Below are 18531 nucleotides of genomic sequence, written 5' to 3' on the forward strand. Positions count from 1 at the left end.
GTCAGCCAAAAAGGGGCGCAGTCAGGGCGCAGATTACTCGCCAGCGCCAAACAGCCGGGGCGTACCAGGGAGGATGTGTAAAATCATAGAGGTTGTTCATTGTAAGAAGAGGGATGGTGCCATTCGCAGGGATGCGCACACTATTGCGGCAATTGATTAATTGCCTGCATCTCTCGCTTTCCCGCAGCCGTTTTATCAGGCAAAAAAACCTTCCTTATCAGAGAGCCCGCCCGCTGAAAGCCAACTTTTTTAGCATTACGTGGCAATTCTTTTCTATGTTTTACAGCCTGTCTTATTATTTTCGCTAATTTATTAATTTCAATGTATGGCTGGAAGCGGCAGGCGCAAGCGAGATCGATCTTTCACCGGGAAAATCATCAAATGCTCTTAACAGATAAGATTTTGTGGGATTTTAATGCCCGTGCTTCAAAGTTAAAATTGTGTTGATTTGATGTAATGTTTTTTAGTTTTACTTTCAATTTTTGTAAATTGTTATGAGGGAAACATGGTTAACAAAATTACCGGGATAGTTATCGCCCTGATCGGCATAGCTATGCTTTATATGGGCGGCAGGCTGTTACTGCTTGGGGGAAGCCCATTTTACGCAGTCATGGCCATCGGGCTATTGATTATCGCCATTACCCTGGCGATGAATAAGAAAATCGCCTTAACCGCCTGTGCCGTTTTATTGTGGATTACATTGTTCTGGATTATTTATGAGGTGGGCTTCGATAAATGGCAGTGGATCCCGCGTGGCGATATCCTCGGCCTGATCGGCGTCTGGCTGGCGATGCCGTGGGTGGTACGTCCGCTGACCGGACGTAAGTTTCATCCGTTCCTGGGGTCTACCCTGATTGTTATTATCGCGGTGGTAATTGGCCTGATGTTCTACGATCCGCTGCCGCAGGAAGGTAAAATTACCAATGCCCGCCAGCCCAGCAGTGCCGCCGTCGCACACGATGACTGGGTCGCTTACGGTGGCACTAACAACGGCCTGCGCTTTTCAGCTCTGAACCAGATTAATAAGCAAAACGTGAATAATCTGGAGGTTGCCTGGACTTATCACACCGGCGATCTGCGTCAAAGCGATGATGCCAGCGAATATACCTTTGAAGCGACGCCGCTCAAGGCAAATAACACGCTCTATTTCTGTACGCCGCATAATGAAATCCATGCGCTGGTGCCGGAAACCGGCAAGCTGAAATGGAAATATGTGCCGCAAAAGAATCGCTCTTATCTGCAGCAGCACCAGACCTGCCGTGGCGTTAGCTACTATGAAGCCAGCGCCGCTCAGCCGCAGAGTAATGCGCCGGCAATCTGCCGCAAGCGTATCTTTAATGCTACCACCGATGCCAAACTGGTGGCGCTGGATGCGGATACCGGCAAGCGATGCGCCGATTTCGGCCAGGACGGCATTGTGGATCTGCGCGCCAATATGGGCGAACTCCGTCCGCATGCGCTGATGCAGACCGCCGCACCGCTGGTAGCGGGCAATCTGGTGATTGTTGGCGGCTCGGTCATGGATAACGGTTTTGATAAGGGCAACCCATCTGGCGTGATTCGTGCCTATGATGTGCAGAGTGGTCGCCTGGTATGGAATTTCGATCCTGCCAACCCAACGCAAACCCAGCCGATTGCCGCTAACCAAAACTATCCTTACGATACGCCGATCGCCTGGGGTACTCTGAGCGCCGATCTGCATAACGGCCTGGTTTATGTGCCGTTTGGCAATGCCTCGCCGGATGAGCTGGGTATCGAGCGCGATGCCAACAGCAATACCGAGAAGTTCCGCGATGCGCTGGTGGCGCTGGATCTGCAGACAGGCACCTTTAAATGGCGTTTCCAGAGCTCTAACCACGATCTGTGGGATCGCGATAACCCGTCGCAGCCGTCACTGCTTGATATCGATTATCAAGGTAGCAAACAGCCGGTGGTGATCCTGCCGACCAAAACCGGCAACCTTTTTGTTCTTAATCGTCTGACCGGCGAGCCGGTTTATCCCGTCAGGCAGGTACCGGTTTCGACCGATGGCGTTGCCGGTGAGAAATTTGCCGCGACCCAGCCGGTTTCCAGCCTGAACTTCCTGCCGGAGCCGCTGACTGAAAAATCGATGTGGGGCATTACGCCGTTCGATCAGATGGCCTGCCGTATCGATTTTAAATCGCTGCGCTATGACGGTAATCCCTGGACGCCTTCTACCGAGCAGGGTTCTATCATATTCCCGGGTAATATCGGCGTGTTTAACTGGGGTTCCGTGGCGGTTGATCCAGAGCGACAGATCCTGATCGCTTCGCCGGTGCGCCTGGCTTATAAATATACGCTGATCAAGCGTACGCCGGAAACGGCTACGAAACGTATGTTCACTCAGGATGGACAGCCTTACTGGAATGAGAACTTCCACGGCGACTATGCCATTCATATTCAGCAGCTGGCTTCCGATCTGGGCATTCCTTGTATCGCCCCGCCGTGGGGACGTATGGTTGGCGTGGATCTGAAAACCGGTAAAACCGAATGGCTGCGCCGCGTGGGCACCACGAAAAACCTCAACACCAGCTTCCTGCCGGGGCGTTTCCCGATCGGTTTCCCGATGGGAATGGTGGCGCATGGTGGTCCGCTGGTGACGGCAGGCGATGTGGTATTCCACGGCGCGACGGCGGATAACTTCTTCCGCGCCTATGATATCAATACTGGCGAACTGCTGTGGCAGACCGAGCTGAGCGCTGGCGCGCAGGCTACGCCGTCGACCTGGCAGGGCAGCGATGGCAAACAGTATGTAGTGATCGCCGCAGGCGGCCACGGTTCGCTGGGTACCAAAGCCGGAGACAGCGTAGTGGCGTTCCGCCTGAAATAACTAACGCGAAGTAAAAGTAAAAAGCGCCTGCAAGGGCGCTTTTTTTATAGCTGAAAGATCAGAGCGGCTTTGCCTGTATCAGCGGCCCGCTGGTAACAAAGCTTCCGGCGCCTAAATGATGCAGCGTATGATGCTCAGGATGTTCGGCTGAGAACTGCCAGCGGCCCTGGTTAAAAATACGCGTATCGGCGGCGGCAGCGACCACTTCTCCAAATAAGGTATCGTACTGCTGCTGCGCCTGGGTTTCCGGCAGCAGTCGGCATTCCAGCCAGGCGGCACAGCCCTGTTCGATCACCGGCAGGCCGAGCTCGGGTCCACGCTTAGCCTCAATATTGTAGTGTTCAAACTTATTCTTATCGCGTCCGGAAACGCTGCCAACCGCCCAGGTTAAATCAGCAATGGCAGCGGTAGGTACGCAGATAGCAAATGCCTGGTTCTGCTCAATGATTTCTCGCGACCAGGTGCCTTTATCCACCACAATAGCAATACGCGCCGGGACAAACTCAACCGGCGTTGACCAGGCCGCGGCCATAACATTACGTCTGCCGGAGGCAGCATCGAAGCTGGTGATCAGAACGGTAGGGCCGTGATTAAGCAGACGGCTGGCATGGTTAAGCGCTACGGGCTGAAAATATGACATCCTTTACCTTAAGATTTTTTATTAGCAAGTTTATTAATAACATCACGAGAATAGTGAATGCTCTGTTAACTCCATTCGTGACACCATAAAAAAAAGCTCGAGGGTTAGCAGTATGAACAAAGTGATTATTTCCCTGGCGCTGGGAACATTCGGACTCGGCATGGCCGAATTCGGAATTATGGGCATATTGACCGAACTGGCTCGTGATATAGACATCCCGGTATCTTCCGCAGGTCATATGATCTCATTTTATGCGCTCGGCGTGGTTATCGGCGCGCCGGTGATTGCCGTTATCTCCCATAAGTTCTCGTTGAAAACGATTCTGCTATTTTTGGCGGCGCTGTGCATTACTGGCAACGCTATCTTCACCTTTTCCTCTTCCTATACCATGCTGATTATTGCTCGCCTGATTTCCGGCTTTCCGCACGGCGCATTCTTTGGCGTCGGCGCGATTATCCTGACCCGGGTAATAAGGCCGGGTAAAGTGACCGCAGCGGTAGCAGGCATGGTATCCGGAATGACGCTGGCGAACCTGATTGGCATTCCGCTGGGCACATTGCTGAGCCATGAATTTAGCTGGCGATCAACTTTCCTGCTGATCTCTGTTTTTAATATCGCGGTAATCACTTCTATTGTTTTTTGGATACCTGATATTTCTGATAACGCGCCAACCAAACTCAGCGAACAGTTCCACTTCCTGAAATCAGCCGCGCCGTGGCTGGTTTTTCTGGCTACCCTGTGCAGCAACGCCGGGGTATTTGCCTGGTTCAGCTACATCAAGCCGGTGATGATCTACGTCTCTGGCTTTTCCGACCAGGTGATGCCGCTGATTATGATGCTGGCAGGGCTGGGCATGGTACTGGGCAATATAGTAAGCGGGAGGTTATCCAGCCGATTTTCGCCGCTGCGCATTGCAGCGATAACGAACTTCACGATTGCCGTCGCGTTAACGTTAACTCTGTTTTTCGCTTATCAGAATATCGCCTCGCTCAGCCTGGCGTTTATTATCTGCGCCGGACTGTTTGCGCTCTCTGCGCCGTTGCAAATTCTTCTGCTACAAAATGCCAAAGGCGGTGAGATGCTGGGCGCGGCGGGCGGGCAAATCGCGTTTAACCTTGGTAGCGCCCTGGGCGCCTTCTGCGGCGGAGCCATGCTTACCGCCCATTTTCCTTATAACTATGTGGCTCTGCCCGCCGCGCTGCTGTCGTTATCGGCCATGCTGTCGCTGCTTCTCTACCGGCGTTTAAAATCCCGTCCGGTATTTTGTTCTGGAGCGAAAGTTACAGGCTAAAAATGTGACATTGTTCAAGTAAACAACAGCGGCAGGGCCACGCTAAGTTGTTAGTCAGTTCCCTGTCAATCCACAATTATATGCAGTGCGTTCGTGAGAAATAAGCCATTGCTACCCCCTATAAAATCCCTTCATTTTTCAAGGAAATGGTCAGCGCGGTAAACCGGCCCGCTGCGTACCATTCCTTTTTCCTTATGCCCAAAGCGGGGCGATTAATTCTTTAGAGGTAGACAAGAGTCTCATTTTTAGTTTCTTGTTTTAACTACGTAAATTTTCCCTTCATGCCTGATTATTACCCTAATCATAATTACTGATTGATTATTGATCACTCTAAATAACCCGACTACGCTTACGGGGATTTGTCGCTTTGCTTCAGTCCGCCTTCATTGATTCTTACCATGGAACGTGAATATGGCCACACATGAGAAATCGACGCATGCCGCGCTGCGCGGCTGGGATGCCGAAAATCCGCGCTACTGGGAGAAAACCGGCAAAAAAATCGCGCAACGTAATTTATGGACATCTGTTTTTGCTTTGCTGTTAGCCTTCTGCGTCTGGATGCTGTTCAGCGCCGTAGCGGTAAACCTTAATAAAGTTGGCTTTCATTTCACGACCGATCAGCTGTTTCTGCTTACCGCGCTGCCTTCACTTTCCGGAGCGATTCTGCGCGTACCTTACTCCTTTGCAGTGCCGCTGTTTGGTGGTCGGCAGTGGACGGTGATCAGCACCGCCATTCTGATTATTCCCTGCGCCTGGCTGGGTTTCGCCATACAAAATCCTGACACCTCTTACGGCGTATTTATTGTAATCTCGCTGCTGTGCGGCTTTGCCGGGGCGAATTTCGCCTCCAGCATGGGCAATATCAGTTTTTTCTTTCCCCGGGCACGTCAGGGCAGCGCGCTGGGCATTAACGGCGGGCTGGGCAATTTGGGCGTCAGCGTGATGCAGCTGCTGACGCCTGTGGTGATCTCGCTACCGATTTTTACCTTTCTGGGCGTTCATGGCGTAGAGCAGCCGGACGGCAGCCGTTTGTGGCTGGCTAATGCCGCGTGGCTGTGGGTGCCGCTGCTGATGATCGCGGTACTGGCCGCCTGGTTCTGTATGGATACGCTGGCAGGCACGCAGGCGTCGCTACGCGAGCAGCTTACGGTACTGAAGCGCGGCCATATGTGGCTGCTGAGCCTGCTCTATCTGGCAACCTTTGGCTCTTTTATCGGCTTTTCAGCGGGTTTTGGCATGCTGGCAAAAACGCAGTTTCCCGATGTCGATATCCTGAAACTGGCCTTTTTTGGGCCATTTTTAGGCGCGCTGGCGCGTTCGGCTGGGGGCATTATCTCCGATAAGCTCGGCGGCATTCGCGTCACGCTGGTGAACTTTATGCTGATGGCTCTGTTTACGCTGCTGCTGTTTTCGACGCTGCCAGGACACGGCACCGGCAGTTTTACTGCCTTTTACGCCGTGTTTATGGGTCTGTTTCTCACCGCTGGCCTGGGCAGCGGCTCAACCTTTCAGATGATCGCCGTGATTTTCCGCACCCTGACGCGCAAACGCGTGCTGGCGGCTGGCGGCACTGAAGCGCAGGCGCAACATGTGGCGGTGACCGAGACCGCCGCTGCGCTGGGTTTTATCTCCGCCATCGGCGCTATCGGCGGTTTTTTTATTCCAAAAGCCTTCGGCACATCGCTGGCGATGACCGGCTCGCCGGTCGGAGCGATGAAAGTTTTCCTGGTCTTCTACGTTGTCTGCACATTGGTGACCTGGCTGGTTTACGGGCGCCGCTTTACTAAAGACTAAGCACGGCATCTTCTTCGATCTGTTTTTCAGGTTATGTAATTTGAGCCATGTAACCGCAGGGAAACTCTCTGCCAGGAGTGGGTAATGAGTAAGCTAGTGGACAAGTTTCGCTATTTTCGCCAGAAAAGCGACACCTTCTCGGATGGACACGGGCAGTTGATGAACAGCAACCGCGACTGGGAGGACAGCTATCGCCAGCGCTGGCAGTACGACAAAATTGTACGTTCCACCCACGGCGTAAACTGTACCGGCTCCTGTAGCTGGAAGATTTATGTCAAAAATGGTCTGGTCACCTGGGAAACGCAGCAGACCGACTATCCACGCACCCGCCCCGATTTGCCCAATCATGAACCGCGCGGCTGCCCACGCGGCGCCAGCTACTCCTGGTATATCTACAGCGCCAACCGGCTAAAGTATCCGCTGGTGCGCCGACGGCTGGTGGAGTTGTGGCGCGAGGCGCTGGCGCAGCACGGCGATCCGGTACTGGCCTGGAACGCTATCGTCACCGATCCCGAAAAAAGCCGCAGCTATAAACAGGCGCGCGGGCACGGCGGCTTTATCCGCTCCGACTGGAAAGAGCTGAATACGCTGATCGCCGCCGCCAATATCTGGACCATCAAACACTGCGGCCCCGATCGCGTGGCCGGTTTTTCGCCGATCCCGGCCATGTCGATGATCTCTTATGCAGCCGGAACGCGCTATCTTTCGCTGATCGGCGGCACCAGCCTGAGTTTTTATGACTGGTACTGCGATCTGCCGCCCGCGTCGCCAATGACCTGGGGCGAGCAGACCGACGTGCCGGAATCCGCCGACTGGTACAACTCCAGCTATATCATCGCCTGGGGTTCGAACGTACCGCAGACCCGCACGCCAGATGCCCACTTCTTTACCGAGGTGCGCTATAAAGGCACCAAAACCATCGCCATCAGCCCTGACTATTCAGAGGTCGCCAAGCTGTGTGACCAGTGGCTGTCACCAAAACAGGGGACCGACAGCGCGCTGGCGATGGCGATGGGGCATGTGATCCTGAAAGAGTTCCATCTGGAAAACCCCAGCGACTATTTCCTCAACTATGCGCGGCGCTATACCGATATGCCGATGCTGGTGCTGCTGGAGCCGGAAGAGAGCGGCTATTACACCTCTGGCCGCCTGCTGCGCGCCGCCGATCTCACCGATGCGCTGGGCGAGGCCAACAATCCCGACTGGAAAACCGTCGCCCTGAGTGAGAGCGGTGAGATGGTGGTGCCTAATGGATCAATCGGTTTCCGCTGGGGCGAAAAAGGGAAGTGGAACCTTGAGCCACAGGCAGCAGGCAGCGAAGTCGCGCTGCGCCTGTCGTTGATTGACGATCGTGATGAAGTGGTTCCGGTGGCGTTTCCCTACTATGGCGGTAATGAAAGCCCCAACTTCCGCCACGTTAAGCAAGATCCCATCCTGCTGCACCAGCTGCCGGTTAAGCAAATTACGCTGGCGGATGGCACCATCGGACGCGTGGTCACGGTATACGATCTGATGCTGGCGAATTATGGGCTGGATCGCGGTCTGGATGATGCCAACTGCGCGCAAAGCTATGATGAGATCAAAGCCTACACGCCTGCCTGGGCTGAGCAGATCAGCGGCGTGCCGCGCAAAAACCTGGAGCATATCGCCCGCGAATTTGCCGGGACCGCCCATAAAACGCGAGGACGGTCGATGATCATTGTGGGAGCCGGTCTCAACCACTGGTATCACATGGATATGAACTACCGTGGCCTGATCAATATGCTGGTGTTTTGCGGCTGCGTGGGACAAACCGGCGGCGGCTGGGCACACTATGTTGGTCAGGAAAAGCTGCGGCCGCAAACCGGCTGGATGCCGCTGGCGTTTGCGCTGGACTGGACGCGGCCGCCGCGTCAGATGAACAGCACCTCCTGGTTTTACGCGCACGCCAGCCAGTGGCGCTTTGAGAAACTGAGCATCAGCGAGCTGTTATCACCTATTGCCCAAAAGCAAAAATTCACCGGCCAGCTGATCGATTTCAACGTACGCGCCGAACGCATGGGCTGGCTACCTTCAGCGCCGCAGCTAAATACTAACCCGTTGCGCATCGCTGCACTGGCAAAAGAGGCGGGCCAGTCACCGGTTGACTATACCGTTGACGCGCTGAAAAGCGGCAAGCTGCGCTTCGCCTGTGAACAACCCGACGACGGTAATAACCACCCGCGCAACCTGTTTATCTGGCGCTCTAATCTGCTCGGCTCCTCCGGTAAGGGGCATGAATATCTGCTGAAATACCTGCTCGGCACCGACAGCGGCATTCAGGGCGAAGAGTGCATCGGCAAAGGCGATGCGATCCCGGAAGAGGTGGAGTGGCAAACCAAAGCGCTGGAAGGCAAGCTGGATCTGCTGGTGACGCTCGATTTTCGCATGTCCACCACCTGTCTCTATTCGGATGTGGTGTTGCCGACCGCGTCCTGGTATGAGAAGGATGATATGAACACCACGGATATGCATCCGTTTATTCATCCGCTCTCCGCCGCTGTGGATCCGGTCTGGGAGTCGCGCTCCGACTGGGAAATCTACAAAGATATCGCCAAAACGTTTTCTGACCTCTGTGTTGGCCATCTCGGTCAGGAGACCGATGTGGTGCTACAGCCAATTCAGCACGACTCGCCCGCTGAGCTGGCACAGCCCTATGAAATCCAGGAGTGGCATAAAGGCGAGTGCGATCTGATCCCCGGCAAAACCGCACCCAATATTATTACGGTTGAGCGCGACTATCCGGCCACCTGGGAGCGCTTTACCTCCGTGGGTCCGCTGCTGGAAACCATCGGTAACGGTGGCAAAGGCATTAACTGGCATACGGCAAATGAGGTTGAGCTGCTGCGCAAGCTGAATTACGTCAAGGCGGAGGGGCCGGCGAAAGGGCAGCCGATGATCAACAGCGCCATCGATGCGGCGGAAATGATCCTGACGCTGGCACCGGAAACCAACGGTCAGGTGGCGGTAAAAGCCTGGGAAGCGCTGGGCGAAATCACCGGGCGCGAGCATACCCATCTGGCGCGACGCAAAGAAGAGGAAAAAATCCGCTTCCGCGATATTCAGGCACAGCCGCGTAAGATCATCTCCAGTCCCACCTGGTCCGGTCTGGAGGATGAGCATGTTTCTTATAATTCCAGCTATACCAACGTGCATGAGCTGATCCCGTGGCGCACGCTTTCCGGGCGACAGCAGCTGTATCAGGATCATCCCTGGATGCGCGCCTTTGGCGAAAGCCTGGTTTCCTACCGTCCGCCCATTGATACGCGCAGCGTCACTCAGCTACAGCATATCCCTTCAAACGGCTATCCGGAAAAAGCGCTGAACTTCCTGACGCCGCACCAGAAATGGGGCATTCACTCTACCTACAGCGAAAACCTGCTGATGCTGACCATGTCGCGCGGCGGGCCGATTATCTGGATGAGCGAAGAGGATGCGCGTGAGCTGCAGATCAAAGACAACGACTGGGTAGAGGTGTTTAACGCCAACGGCGCGTTGACCTGCCGTGCGGTGGTCAGCCAGCGCGTGAAGCCTGGATCTACCATGATGTACCACGCGCAGGAGCGCATCACCAATATTCCCGGCTCGGAGGTTACCGGCATCCGTGGCGGTTTTCATAACTCCGTTACCCGCATCTGTCCGAAACCGACCCATATGATCGGCGGCTATGCGCATCTGGCCTACAGCTTTAACTACTACGGCACCGTCGGCTCTAATCGCGACGAGTTCATCATGATCCGTAAAATGAAAAACATTAACTGGCTGGATGGCGAAGGCCAGGACCAGGTGCAGGGGGAAGCGCAATGAAAATACGTTCACAGGTCGGGATGGTGATGAATCTCGACAAATGCATCGGCTGTCATACCTGCTCCATTACCTGTAAAAACGTCTGGACCGGACGTGAAGGCATGGAGTACGCCTGGTTCAATAACGTTGAAACCAAACCGGGCATCGGCTACCCAAAAGCCTGGGAAGATCAGGATAAATGGAAGGGCGGCTGGATCCGTAAAATCAACGGCAAGCTGGAGCCGCGGCTTGGCGGCAAAGCGGGCGTAATGGCCAAGATTTTCGCTAACCCGGAGGTGCCGGGCATTGATGACTACTATGAGCCGTTCAGTTTTGATTATCAGCATCTGCATAACGCCAAAGAAGGCAAACATCAGCCGATTGCCCGCCCGCGTTCGCTGATCAGCGGCAAACGCATGAAGAAAATAGAGTGGGGGCCAAACTGGGAAGAGATCCTGGGCGGCGAGTTCAGCCTGCGATCTCAGGACAGCAACTTTGTGGCGATGCAAAAGGAGATGTACGGCCAGTTTGAAAACACCTTTATGATGTACCTGCCGCGCCTGTGCGAACACTGTCTGAACCCCAGCTGTGTGGCGACCTGTCCCAGCGGCGCAATCTATAAACGCGAAGAAGATGGCATCGTACTGATTGACCAGGACCGCTGTCGTGGCTGGCGCTTATGCATCAGCGGCTGCCCCTATAAAAAAATCTACTTTAACTGGAAGAGCGGGAAATCAGAAAAGTGCATCTTCTGTTATCCACGTATCGAGTCGGGCATGCCAACCGTCTGCTCAGAAACCTGCGTCGGACGCATTCGCTATCTCGGCGTGGTGCTGTATGATGCCGACCGCATCGCTGAGGCCGCCAGCGCAGAAAATGAAACCGATCTCTATGAGCGTCAGCTTGATGTGTTTCTCGATCCCAATGACCCGGAAGTCATTGCCGAAGCGCTGGCGCAGGGCATTCCGGAGAACGTACTGGATGCGGCGCAGAAATCGCCGGTCTGGAAGCTGGCGATGGACTGGAAGCTGGCGCTGCCGCTGCATCCTGAATATCGCACGCTGCCGATGGTCTGGTATGTACCACCGCTGTCGCCGATTCAGTCGGTGGCTGATGCGGGCGCGCTGCCAATGGATGGCGCGCTGCCGGCGGTAGAAACCCTGCGTATTCCGGTGCAGTACCTGGCAAACCTGTTGAGCGCGGGCGATACCGCACCGGTGCTGCGGGCGCTAAAAAGAATGATGGCGATGCGCCACTATAAACGCGCGCAAACGGTGGAGGGTGAGACCGATACCCGCGCCATCGAACAGGTCGGACTCAGCGTGGCGCAGGTGGAAGAGATGTACCGCTATCTGGCGATTGCCAACTATGAAGACCGGTTTGTGATCCCCACCAGCCACCGCGAATTGGCGGCTGATGCCTTCCCGGAGCGCAACGGCTGCGGCTTTACCTTTGGCGACGGCTGCCACGGCAGCGACAGCAAATTCAACCTGTTCAACAGCCGTCGTATCGACGCCATTAACATTACGCACCGGGCGGAGGGGGAATAATGCTGATGCTAAAAGTAGTGGCGCTGCTGCTGGAATATCCGGATAAGGCGCTGTGGCAGGAGAAGGATGAACTGAACGCGCTGGTGGCGCAGCAGACGCCAATGCTGCAGCCATTTGCAACCCGCTGGCTTAGCGGCGAGCTGCTGGATCGGCAGTCGGAGTGGTGTGAAACTTTCGATCGCGGCTGCGCCACCTCGCTGTTGCTGTTTGAACATGTACATGGCGAATCACGCGATCGCGGTCAGGCGATGGTTGACCTGCTGGCGCAGTATGAGCAGGCGGGGCTGCTGCTCGACTGTCGTGAGCTGCCGGACTATCTGCCGCTCTATCTTGAATATCTCAGCCAGCAGCCAGAGGCGGCGGCGCGTCAGGGCGTGCAAGATGTGGCTCCAATCCTGGCGCTGATTGGCGGGCGGCTGCAACAGCGTGCCAGCGCCTTTAGCCAGCTGTTTGATTCCTTATTAATCTGGGCAGGCAGCCCGTTGCGCAGCAGCAGCGTGGCCGGACAGGTGAGCAAGGAGCCTCGCGATGATACCCGTCAGGCTCTGGATGCCGTCTGGGAAGAAGCGCAGATCAAGTTTATCGACGATCGGGCGCAGGCGTGCGACGCCTCGCTGGAGAAAGCGCATCAGCAGCGTTTTCAACAGCAGCCCATCCCGCAATATCTGGATTTGTCAGCCGGAGGATCGAAATAATGCACTATCTGAACATCTTCTTTTTCGAGATTTATCCCTATCTGTGCGGGACGGTGTTTCTGATCGGCAGCTGGTTACGCTATGACTATGGGCAGTACACCTGGCGCGCAGGTTCCAGCCAGATCCTGGATAAAAAGAATTTCCGCCTGGCCTCTAACCTGTTCCACATCGGCATTATCGGCATTTTCTTTGGTCATCTGTTCGGGTTGCTGACGCCACACTGGGTGTATGAGCCTTTTTTGGCCATTGCCACCAAGCAGAAACTGGCGATGGCGGCGGGCGGGGTATTTGGTCTGATGGCGTTGGTTGGCGGCCTGATGCTGCTGAAGAGACGCATGTTTAATCCTCGCGTACGGGCGACCTCAAGCCGGGCCGATATTGTGATTTTGGGTATTTTAATGATCCAGCTGATCCTTGGGCTGACGTCGATTCTGTTCTCGTTACGCCATCTGGACGGTGTAGGGATGATGAAACTGGTAGGCTGGGCACAGTCAGTGGTGACATTCCAGGGTAACGCTTCAACCTGGCTGGATGGCGTCGAGTGGATCTATCGCGTCCATCTGGTGCTGGGGATGACGATTTTCCTGATCTTTCCCTTTACCCGCCTGGTACATGTCTGGAGTGCGCCGTTTGAATACTTCACTCGCCGCTATCAACTGGTACGGGCTCGTCGCTAGGGCATAAAAAAATCCGGCACCGTGGCAATGAGCGGTGCCGGACGACGAAAGGCGTCTACAGCAAAGGGTTACACAGGAACTCGTAAATAAAGTTAGCCAAGATTACCGGGAAATCAATGTCCACATCGCCTGTATGGTTATTTTTTGTCCAGTTATCACTGGTACTGAATGCGGGGTGGTAATTAAGTGGTTGATAACAAAAATTTATCAAGAAAAGTGGCCTGATGCTTACTTTTCCCTCGTTGTCTCTTTCTGCCTGACTATGCTTTTCCGCTTTGCTGGCTCAATCCTGACGTTTTCTTCACATTTCCGTCCGACGTAGCCGTGAAAAAAATGCTATTTATCTCCTCCATCGCTTTTGCCAGACAGGGCAAAGAGAGAACCGTCAGATCGCGAAATCGAGACAAACAGATAAACTGGATATGAAAATGGCACAGTGGGTAAAGAAAGGCTATCAGGCGGCACTGGTGCTGGCTTGTGGTTGGCTATGGCTGGCAATGATGCCTGCAGGCGCGGCGGAAAATCTTCCGGTTATTAAGCCAGTAATGGCTTGTGCGCAGTTAAGCACGCTTTCACTGAGCGAAAAGGTGGGCGCGCCGGTGACCATAACTTCTGCCTCAGTAATACAAACAGAAAAGGGAAGCTTCTGTAAGGTAGCCGCAACCATTGCGCCAGCGATCGGCATAGAAGTGGCGCTGCCGACGGAGAAGTGGACGCAGCGCTTTCTGCAGGTGGGCTGCGGCGGGCTGTGCGGCAATATTAATCTTACGTTCTCTAATGCCAGCGGCTGTACGCCTGCCACCAACGGCGAGTTTACGGTTGCCGCCACCAATATGGGGCACAGCGGCAGCATGATGGACGCCAGCTGGGCCGAAGATCCGCAAAAACGTATCGATTTTGCCTGGCGTGCCAATCACCTGACCGCCAGGCTGAGCAAAGCACTCGTTGCTGCCTATTATGGTCAACAGCCCAAGTATGCCTATTTTATGGGCTGTTCCGATGGTGGTCGTGAAGCGCTAATGGAGGCCCAGCGGTATCCGGAGGATTTCGACGGTATTTCTGCCGGCGCGCCTGCGGCATTTTTCCAGTTCCAGAACTCCTTTTATCATGGCTGGAATGTGGCGGCGAACTTACGTCCGGACGGCAGCGCTATTCTGTTAAAGGATCGTTTGCCTGTTCTGCATCGGGCGGTTCTGCAACATTGCCCTACGCTGTCAGGGGTGGACGATGGTATCTTGCAAAATCCTTATGCCTGCACCTTCTCAGCAAACTGGGTAAAACAGTGTGATGAAAAACAGCAGGATAAATCAGACTGCCTGACCCGCGAAGAGATTACCGTGGCAGAAAATCTCTATCGTGGCGCGCACGACAGCGCTGGCAATCAGTTTGTTCCAGCCGGTCTGCCGTTGGGATCGGAGCTGCGCTGGCCCGTTCCTGACTCGGCATCGGGCCATTCTATGTCCGAAATGATGGTACTGCCTGCGCTGCAGTCGGTGCTGCTGACTGGCGGAAAACGCACTCTTACCTCAATAAAGGATTTCCCGCTTAACAGCCATAATTTTGCGGCGGTCGCTGAGCTGGCACCGCTGTACAACGCAGCGAATACCAATTTACATCGTTACCAGCAGCGGGGCGGAAAACTGATTATCTGGCACGGTCTGGCCGATGATTCCATTAGTCCGGCATTTTCCATCGCCTATTATCGCGGCGTTGAGAAAACCCTTGGCGCAGCTGCGGTTAATCAGTTCCTGCGTCTCTTCCTGTTGCCGGGCGTTGCGCACTGTGGCAATGGCGAAGGATACGATCAGATCGATCTTCTGACGCCGCTGATAAGCTGGACTGAGCAAGGGCAGGCACCGGAAAAAATCATTACCGGCAAACTGGCTGCATCGGTAGAACCCCAGGGAATGCCGCCTGAGCCAGGCGCTTCGGCAGAGAAACAATTTCATGGTTTACAGAGACCCAGTCAGCCTTATGCAACACCGGCCGCTGCCGTAACATCGACGCGCCCCGTCTGGCCCTATCCTTATATTGCCCGCTATACCGGTAAAGGGGCGGTGAATAAGGCGGAAAACTATAAGCCCGTAAAATCCAGCGCCTATGATCGGCTGATTATCGGCAAGCCGGCCAGTGATTTTATCGGACCCGATAATCAAAAAATGTATCAGGTGCGTGACGGGAAGTTAGCAGAAAAATAGGCCACAAAACCGCCGCGATGTCTGAGCATCAGAGCGGCAAATCCTGCGACAGGGAAGGCAAATTGAAAATATCAGGCGGCACAGAGTGCGAAGCCGCTAATGTTGCGCTCCTCTACACTGCGCCAGATATTTATAACAAGGGAAATATAATGAATCCGGTTATTGACACATTTATTAATCACCGCAGCGATCGCAGCTATCTTGATAAACCCGTTTCGGATGCCGTTCTGGATAATATTATTTTGTCTGCTTATCGGGCGCCGACCTCTGTTCATTCACAGCAGGTCTCTGTGATCGTTACGCGTGACAAAGCCACCAAAGCTAAAATCGCCGAGCTGGCAGGCGGTCAGCCGTGGATCGCGCAGGCACCGGTGTTTATCACTTTTGTTCTGGATATGCATAAGACGCGCGAGGCGATGAGCCTGATCGATGAGCAGCAGATCGCGCATGAAAGTATTGAAAGCATTGTTTCCGGCAGCACCGACGTCGGGATTGCCCTGGCATCGGCAATGGCCGCCGCGCGTGCGCAGGGGCTGGGCGTGGTGCCGATTGGTGGGATGAGAAGAAGCCCGGCAGAGTTTATTGAACTGTTTGAGCTGCCGCCGCTGACCTTCCCGCTGGTGGGCCTGGCGCTGGGCTATGTTGATCGTCCTGCCGATCTCAAGCCGCGCCTGCCGATGTCCACTTTCCGTCATGAAGAGAAATATCAGACGGAAGGCCTGGTGGAGAAGATTGGTCAGTTTAACCACGAACTGGAGCAGCACTGGCGTGATATCAAGCGCGACGGCGGCGAAAACTGGAGCCAGACCGTAGCCAACTACTATAAAAACATCTACTTCCCGAACGTACTGCCGGCACTGTTAAAGCAGGGCTTCGGCAAAGATAAATAAGCCCGCCGGGCTGAGGTTATTCCTTTTGAAAACAAAACGGGCCGTCTGGCCCGTTTTGTTTCAGCGCCGGGTTAGCGCCTGACGTTTTAACTGTAGCTGTCTGCGCCAGATACGGTTATGTAACATCAAGGTCAGCATGACCCTGAAAGAGGGGGCATTGACAGTGAGAAAAGCCAGAATAATAAATAGGATGCCGAGTAGTGCGCTGATAAGTTGCGCTCCCGCATAAGGCTTGTTTAGCATAAAGTCATACAGCGACAAAACAAAATAGAGCAGATCCAGAATCAGGATCGTTTTCGCCATGCTTAAAAACAGGCTGACGGCCGCCATATATCCCTGGGCAATGAAGTAAACTGTGGCGCTCAGCACAACAGCAAAGATCAGCGCCGTGGGTAAAATGCCAAAAAACAGATTGTGTGGGCCGGCGGAAAATCCGCTGAACAATAGCTCCCATAAACGGATCTGCACCATAGCAAACCCCAGCAACAGCGTTAATGTGGCAATGATCAAGGGCACGCCGCGCGTATGCACGCCAAACGGCTGTCCCATCTTATCCATCAGCTGCTCCCGGGTGGCATCCAGAGCTTTTACATCGGCATGCCGGATCGACTGTTCTACAGTGTGGCACCAGGCAAAATGGTGTTTAAATTTTTTAGTCAGCATGTTATTCCTTTAACGGTTGCCTCTGAGGCAGGTTATATCCGGGTTAATCTTGCAATAGATCAGAACAGCGGAATAACGTTAATGTCCGGTTGATCTCATCCCACTTCCGGCAGCCAGCCCAGGGCAATCAATAGCTGAATAACGATAACGCCGATACCGCAGAGAAACACCAGTAGCAGCAATGGCCTGCCGCCCACGACCTGATAACTCGCCGCGCTGTGCTGCTGACGGCTACGCCATACCAGCAGAGCGGGAATAATCAGCGCCAGCACCGCCAACGCCACGCCTGCATAGCCAAGCGCCAGCACAAAACCCTGCGGATAGAAAAGGGCGAACAGCAGCGGCGGCAGAAAGGTCATTAGCCCGCTTTGCATACGCCCTGTAACGCTGGCGTTACGCTTACAGATATCCGCCAGATAATCAAACAGGCCCAGCGACACGCCTAAAAAGGATGTTGCCAGCGCCAGATCGGCAAACAGATGTACCGCCAGCTCAACGTGCGGCGAAGCCACAATTTGACGAATCGCCTGCAGCAGACCGTTCAGCCCGGCATGGCTGGCGAGCAGGGCGCTGAAAGCGCTTTGGTCGATGGCGCCCAGCGTCGCCAGCTGCCAGAAGATATAGGCCACCAGCGGAATGGCGCTGCCGATGATAAACACCCAGCGCAGCTTACGCAGATCGCCGTTCAGGTAGCTGATAATGCTGGGCACGCTGCCGTGAAAACCAAAAGAGGTAAAGATAACCGGGATAGCGGCCAGCACCAGGCCTTTCTCCAGCGGAAGCGTCAGCAGATTGGTTTGATGAATATGCGGCATCATCAGGCCCAGCATGACCACCAGCAAAATTATCTTGGCGCTGAACAGCACACGGTTAAACATATCCACCATCTGCGTGCCAACACAAACGATGCCGCCGGCAATCAACGTAAACAGCAGCACGCCGCTGCTGGCGGAAATTTCCGTAGAGAACCACTGGCTCAGGCTGGCTGCCAGCAGTTCGCCCGCGCCGCTGATATAGGCGGCGGTCAGCGCATAGAGCAAAAACAGCATGCTAAAACCGGTCAGCCACTGACCGGGACGACCCAGATAACGGCGCGTTAGCGTGCCCAGTCCGGTATCCGCCGATGCGTGTTGATAGACTTCAACCAGCAGCAGCGCGGTATAACACATCAGCGCCCAAAGCCCTATCAACAGCAGCAGAGTCACGCCGGGGCCGATACCCGCAGCGGCCAGCGGCATGGCCAACATACCGGCACCAATGGTGGTACCGGCCACGATAAAAATACTGCCCAAAGTACGGTTCTTCACGCTTTCCCCTGAATGTACGGTTCCGCTTACATCACGATGCGCGCAGAGTAAGGTAATCTTTACAGAGCGTCAAATCTTGCTTACAGATATTCTTCTTGCCGCTGTACAGCATTTTTTACCCGATAAAAATGGCTGATTGCTGGTGCAGGGAGATGCTTTCCGGCTACCGGG

12 protein-coding genes are annotated in these 18531 nt (G+C 54.5%); 9 read left to right on the forward strand and 3 right to left on the reverse strand.

The window, feature by feature from the left end; all coding sequences use genetic code 11:
• The first annotated feature begins 505 nt into the window (after nucleotides 1-505).
• The gene (locus ACQE3Z_RS05545) at nucleotides 506-2851 is read left to right on the forward strand and encodes a membrane-bound PQQ-dependent dehydrogenase, glucose/quinate/shikimate family (protein WP_426972572.1); all 2346 of its coding nucleotides are present in this window, start codon (nucleotides 506-508) and stop codon (nucleotides 2849-2851) included.
• Nucleotides 2852-2909: 58 nt separating this feature from the next.
• Here the strand turns inward: ACQE3Z_RS05545 and ACQE3Z_RS05550 are convergent, their stop codons facing one another.
• On the reverse strand, nucleotides 2910-3491 hold the full coding sequence (locus tag ACQE3Z_RS05550) for a flavin reductase family protein (protein WP_426972573.1): 582 nt from the start codon (nucleotides 3489-3491) through the stop codon (nucleotides 2910-2912).
• Nucleotides 3492-3603: 112 nt separating this feature from the next.
• Here ACQE3Z_RS05550 and araJ point away from each other — a divergent pair, with 112 nt between their 5' ends.
• The 8 genes from araJ to ACQE3Z_RS05590 all read left to right on the forward strand — a co-directional run bounded on the left by araJ (nucleotide 3604) and on the right by ACQE3Z_RS05590 (nucleotide 16390).
• Nucleotides 3604-4782: an MFS transporter AraJ gene (gene araJ, locus ACQE3Z_RS05555; RefSeq protein WP_426972574.1), complete on the forward strand. Its 1179-nt coding sequence runs from the start codon at nucleotides 3604-3606 to the stop codon at nucleotides 4780-4782.
• 411 nt (nucleotides 4783-5193) lie between these two features.
• Entirely contained in the window at nucleotides 5194-6576 is a 1383-nt protein-coding gene (gene narU / locus ACQE3Z_RS05560) for a nitrate/nitrite transporter NarU (RefSeq protein ID WP_426972576.1), read from the forward strand.
• An 84-nt stretch (nucleotides 6577-6660) separates the two neighbouring features.
• A complete protein-coding gene (locus ACQE3Z_RS05565) occupies nucleotides 6661-10401 on the forward strand; it encodes a nitrate reductase subunit alpha (protein WP_426972578.1) in 3741 nt (1246 codons plus the stop codon).
• The gene (gene narH / locus ACQE3Z_RS05570) at nucleotides 10398-11930 is read left to right on the forward strand and encodes a nitrate reductase subunit beta (RefSeq protein WP_426972580.1); all 1533 of its coding nucleotides are present in this window, start codon (nucleotides 10398-10400) and stop codon (nucleotides 11928-11930) included. The genes ACQE3Z_RS05565 and narH overlap by 4 nt, the downstream gene beginning before the upstream one ends.
• A complete protein-coding gene (gene narJ / locus ACQE3Z_RS05575) occupies nucleotides 11930-12625 on the forward strand; it encodes a nitrate reductase molybdenum cofactor assembly chaperone (protein WP_426972582.1) in 696 nt (231 codons plus the stop codon). The genes narH and narJ overlap by 1 nt, the downstream gene beginning before the upstream one ends.
• Nucleotides 12625-13302 carry a respiratory nitrate reductase subunit gamma gene (gene narI, locus ACQE3Z_RS05580; protein WP_426972584.1) on the forward strand — a complete coding sequence of 226 codons (678 nt, stop codon included), beginning with the start codon at nucleotides 12625-12627 and terminating at the stop codon, nucleotides 13300-13302. The genes narJ and narI overlap by 1 nt, the downstream gene beginning before the upstream one ends.
• A gap of 497 nt (nucleotides 13303-13799) precedes the next feature.
• Nucleotides 13800-15500, forward strand: coding sequence for a tannase/feruloyl esterase family alpha/beta hydrolase (locus tag ACQE3Z_RS05585; protein WP_426973066.1), 1701 nt, complete (start codon nucleotides 13800-13802; stop codon nucleotides 15498-15500).
• Nucleotides 15501-15649: 149 nt separating this feature from the next.
• A complete protein-coding gene (locus tag ACQE3Z_RS05590) occupies nucleotides 15650-16390 on the forward strand; it encodes a nitroreductase family protein (protein WP_426972586.1) in 741 nt (246 codons plus the stop codon).
• 60 nt (nucleotides 16391-16450) lie between these two features.
• On the opposite strand, the gene ACQE3Z_RS05595 is transcribed toward ACQE3Z_RS05590, so the two are convergent.
• Together ACQE3Z_RS05595 and tyrP are read right to left on the reverse strand one after the other, a co-directional pair.
• Nucleotides 16451-17053: a hypothetical protein gene (locus ACQE3Z_RS05595; protein WP_426972588.1), complete on the reverse strand. Its 603-nt coding sequence runs from the start codon at nucleotides 17051-17053 to the stop codon at nucleotides 16451-16453.
• Between the two features lie 95 nt (nucleotides 17054-17148).
• Complete coding sequence (gene tyrP / locus ACQE3Z_RS05600) at nucleotides 17149-18360, reverse strand: tyrosine transporter TyrP (protein ID WP_426972589.1); 1212 nt, start codon at nucleotides 18358-18360, stop codon at nucleotides 17149-17151.
• Nucleotides 18361-18531: the final 171 nt, after the last annotated feature.

Origin of the sequence: Pantoea sp. FN0307 (genome assembly GCF_050113815.1) — a bacterium.
GTDB lineage: Bacteria > Pseudomonadota > Gammaproteobacteria > Enterobacterales > Enterobacteriaceae > Mixta > Mixta alhagi.

Coding starts and splice junctions, on each gene's coding strand:
- ACQE3Z_RS05590 (WP_426972586.1), top strand. CDS start 15,650: ATGAATCCGGTTATTGACACATTTATTAATCACCGCAGCGATCGCAGC.
- narJ (WP_426972582.1), top strand. CDS start 11,930: ATGCTGATGCTAAAAGTAGTGGCGCTGCTGCTGGAATATCCGGATAAG.
- araJ (WP_426972574.1), top strand. CDS start 3,604: ATGAACAAAGTGATTATTTCCCTGGCGCTGGGAACATTCGGACTCGGC.
- narU (WP_426972576.1), top strand. CDS start 5,194: ATGGCCACACATGAGAAATCGACGCATGCCGCGCTGCGCGGCTGGGAT.
- ACQE3Z_RS05565 (WP_426972578.1), top strand. CDS start 6,661: ATGAGTAAGCTAGTGGACAAGTTTCGCTATTTTCGCCAGAAAAGCGAC.
- ACQE3Z_RS05585 (WP_426973066.1), top strand. CDS start 13,800: ATGATGCCTGCAGGCGCGGCGGAAAATCTTCCGGTTATTAAGCCAGTA.
- ACQE3Z_RS05550 (WP_426972573.1), bottom strand. CDS start 3,491: ATGTCATATTTTCAGCCCGTAGCGCTTAACCATGCCAGCCGTCTGCTT.
- narI (WP_426972584.1), top strand. CDS start 12,625: ATGCACTATCTGAACATCTTCTTTTTCGAGATTTATCCCTATCTGTGC.
- ACQE3Z_RS05545 (WP_426972572.1), top strand. CDS start 506: ATGGTTAACAAAATTACCGGGATAGTTATCGCCCTGATCGGCATAGCT.
- narH (WP_426972580.1), top strand. CDS start 10,398: ATGAAAATACGTTCACAGGTCGGGATGGTGATGAATCTCGACAAATGC.
- ACQE3Z_RS05595 (WP_426972588.1), bottom strand. CDS start 17,053: ATGCTGACTAAAAAATTTAAACACCATTTTGCCTGGTGCCACACTGTA.